Origin of the sequence: Salinivibrio sp. PR919 (genome assembly GCF_001995355.1) — a bacterium.
Classification (GTDB): Bacteria; Pseudomonadota; Gammaproteobacteria; order Enterobacterales; family Vibrionaceae; genus Salinivibrio; species Salinivibrio proteolyticus.
Genome location: NZ_MUFL01000152.1, coordinates 1 through 2,804, shown reverse-complemented (window position 1 = coordinate 2,804; position 2,804 = coordinate 1). Strand labels below are relative to the sequence as shown.

The 2,804-nt window shown below is 48.8% G+C and carries 3 protein-coding genes and 1 pseudogene; 1 reads left to right on the top strand and 3 read right to left on the bottom strand.

From position 1 onward, the window contains the following. The first annotated feature begins 47 nt into the window (after positions 1–47). Positions 48–569, top strand: a complete 522-nt coding sequence (locus tag BZG83_RS16200) for an HPP family protein (protein WP_077482089.1) — start codon at positions 48–50, stop codon at positions 567–569. Positions 570–737: 168 nt separating this feature from the next. On the opposite strand, the gene BZG83_RS16195 is transcribed toward BZG83_RS16200, so the two are convergent. From BZG83_RS16195 to BZG83_RS17195, 3 genes and pseudogenes are all read right to left on the bottom strand, one after another. Then, positions 738–2,099 carry a sensor histidine kinase gene (locus BZG83_RS16195; RefSeq protein WP_241825800.1) on the bottom strand — a complete coding sequence of 454 codons (1,362 nt, stop codon included), beginning with the start codon at positions 2,097–2,099 and terminating at the stop codon, positions 738–740. 64 nt (positions 2,100–2,163) lie between these two features. Next, positions 2,164–2,337 carry a helix-turn-helix domain-containing protein gene (locus BZG83_RS17200; RefSeq protein WP_443216380.1) on the bottom strand — a complete coding sequence of 58 codons (174 nt, stop codon included), beginning with the start codon at positions 2,335–2,337 and terminating at the stop codon, positions 2,164–2,166. Positions 2,338–2,450: 113 nt separating this feature from the next. Next, positions 2,451–2,804: pseudogene (locus BZG83_RS17195) on the bottom strand (response regulator); the annotation flags it as partial.

Sequence of the window (2,804 nt, the reverse complement as noted above, 5' to 3'; positions counted from 1 at the left end):
AACGTGTACAGATCGGTACACTTCACTCAACCATTGAAGGAACGACCATGAAACGACTAAAAGGTGGCGGTGCGTTACCGCCTAAACCAACTTGGATTCAACTGACAAAAGGCTTGCTGGGTGGATTTTTTGGTATTCTTACCTTAACCGTGCTGAACCAAACCACTGGCGTGCCATGGCTGATGGCTCCCTTTGGCGCAACCTGTGTGATTTTATTTGCAGCCCCTCAGTCGCCGCTCGCGCAACCGAGAAATGTGATTGTGGGTCACTTACTGACCGCCAGTGTTGGATTGGCGATGCTGTATGGCGTGGGAAATGAAAGCTGGATGATCGCACTAGCAGTGGGCCTTGCGATTATGCTGATGCAAGCCTGCCGTGCCGTCCATCCACCAGCAGGAGCAAATCCACTGGTAATCATGCTAGCAGGGACTCAAGTGGTAGGCATCGATTATTTGTTTACGCCCGTGCTCGCAGGCAGTGTCGCACTGGTAACCATTGCGGCGGTGATCAATAACCTCGGTGAACCGCACCATTGGCCTGTGTATTGGCATGGGATCAAGAGGGGCTAAGCGAGAGCCTTTGTAATTTCAATCAGTCAGAACTTAGTAAAACAGGCGCGGTCAGATCGCGCCTGTTTTTTGGTCAGCCCCGTATCATCCCGCGAACACTAACCAAGCGCCAATTACAAAGAAGGACCAAGCTTGGCTAGGGTGAAACTCGCACTACCCGAATTCAATTCACGTATTTCCGCGCTCAGAGACCATTGGAAAAGTCACCGTAAAACCATTGCCATAGTCAGAAAAGTACGGGCTTTGAATCATAATACTCGCGTGATGCTGTTCCACAATGTCTTTGACAATCGACATTCCCAACCCCGCCCCATCACCTTTCTCGGTATGACCGCGGAAGAATTTATCAAAAATACGGCTCTTAATTTCGTCCGATATCGCGTAGCCAGAATCAATCACTTCCACCACGACGGTATTGGCTGAGTGGCTGGTGATCACACTGATAGATGCGCCTTTTCCTGCATAGCGAATGGCATTATCAATCAGGTTAGTAAATAACACTGACAACATCACAGGATGGCCTTTGACCCACAGGCTCTCTTGCCCTTCAAGCTCTATTGACTGTTGTTGTGTCAATGCCATCGGTGCGAGCGCAGCAATTTGTTCTCGCAACAATGGAACAATATCTACCTGCGTGACTTCGGTATTTTTTTGCTGCTCCACCCGCGAAAGCATGAGCAACTGTTGGATAACACGATCAGTTCGATCGATGCCATTCAGAATATTGGTCAAGTCATTATCACGTTCCGCTTCTGTGGTCGCAGACAAGGCGTTTTCTGCATTGAGTCGCAGTACCGCGAGGGGGGTTTTTAACTCGTGTGCCGCAGTGCTGACCAAACGCTTTTCACGCACCCAGGCATTATTCAACTGAGAAAACAAATAATTGATCTGCTTGACGAGTGGTGAGAGTTCAACCGTGGGTTGTGAGACATGAATATGATCGAGATTATCAACACTGCGCGCAGCGATCGTCTCTTTTAATTCACCTAGCGGCCTAAATGCGCGGCTAACTAACACCACAACAATAACCGCTAAAAGTGGGATCAATAGGAGCTGGGGTAAGCCAATGGTCAACGAGACTTCTGTCATCAACTCTTGGCGAATCGCCTCTTTTTCCGCCACCAGCAGACTCGCTTGCCGTTTGTCCGGCAGTGTGAATACTAATAGGAAGGTGCGCCACTGTTCACCTGCTGCGGTAACCATATCAAATCCGGGGTTGTCCGATGTCCCTATCCATTGCGCCGGTGCGTTCGGACTTTTGGCAACTAATGCATCGCTAACGCGGTACTGAAAAAACAAATTATCTTCGTAGGGGTGGCCAAATGGTGTGGTCGTATCGTCATCTTTTGCGTTGGCAGTGATCGCGTTTAACCAATGGGTATAGCTTTGTGTAAAGTTATCTGGCGGCTGATCTCCCCAGCTCATTACCGACAGCGCCAACGTTTTTGCCGATTGCCCCAGTCGCGCGTCATAGACTTCATTAATTTCATGACGAGCTTCGCTATACACCAGCAGCCAAGAGACAAACATTAACACCCCCACCACACACACAGTGCTGAATGTAAGATGGCGTTTTATTGAATGTGGGCGCTGTTTATTTCTCAATGATATACCCAACCCCACGAATGTTTTGAATCAAGGTTCCACCCGTTTTTTTGCGTAAATTGTGAATATGGACTTCAATGGCATTCGGACTAATTCCCTCATCCATACCATGAAGTGCTTGTTGAAGTTGATCTTTGCTCATTACTCGGCCAGCATGTGCCATCAGTGTGGATAACAGTTTGAACTCGTTAGGAGTTAACCGAATAGGTGCACCCTTCATCTCCACTTCACCCGTTGCCATCGACAAGGTCACGCCATGGCATGACATCGTGGTATCGGCATAACCGGAAATACGCCGAATCATGACGCGCAGACGTGCCAATAGCTCTTCGAGCGCAAAAGGTTTGATCATGTAGTCATCGGCTCCACCATCTAACCCTTTCACACGGTCATCAATGTCATCGCGTGCTGTCAAAATCATCACAGGGATATCGCTATGTTTGCGGCGAATTTTACGCAACACATGAAGCCCATCAGTGTCTGGCAAGGTTAAGTCTAGAATGATAGCGGTAAAACTTTCGGTATTTAACAACGCATCCACACCACCTCCTCGCTGCAACCAATCAACGGTATAGCCGTGACGCTGCAGCGACGCCACCATGGACTCCCCTAGCATGCAATCATCTTCGA

Bases quoted from the DNA above. Each gene is read 5' to 3' on its own strand.
- BZG83_RS17200 (WP_443216380.1), bottom strand. From the start codon at position 2,337: ATGGCACATGCTGGCCGAGTAATGAGCAAAGATCAACTTCAACAAGCA.
- BZG83_RS16195 (WP_241825800.1), bottom strand. From the start codon at position 2,099: ATGTTTGTCTCTTGGCTGCTGGTGTATAGCGAAGCTCGTCATGAAATT.
- BZG83_RS16200 (WP_077482089.1), top strand. From the start codon at position 48: ATGAAACGACTAAAAGGTGGCGGTGCGTTACCGCCTAAACCAACTTGG.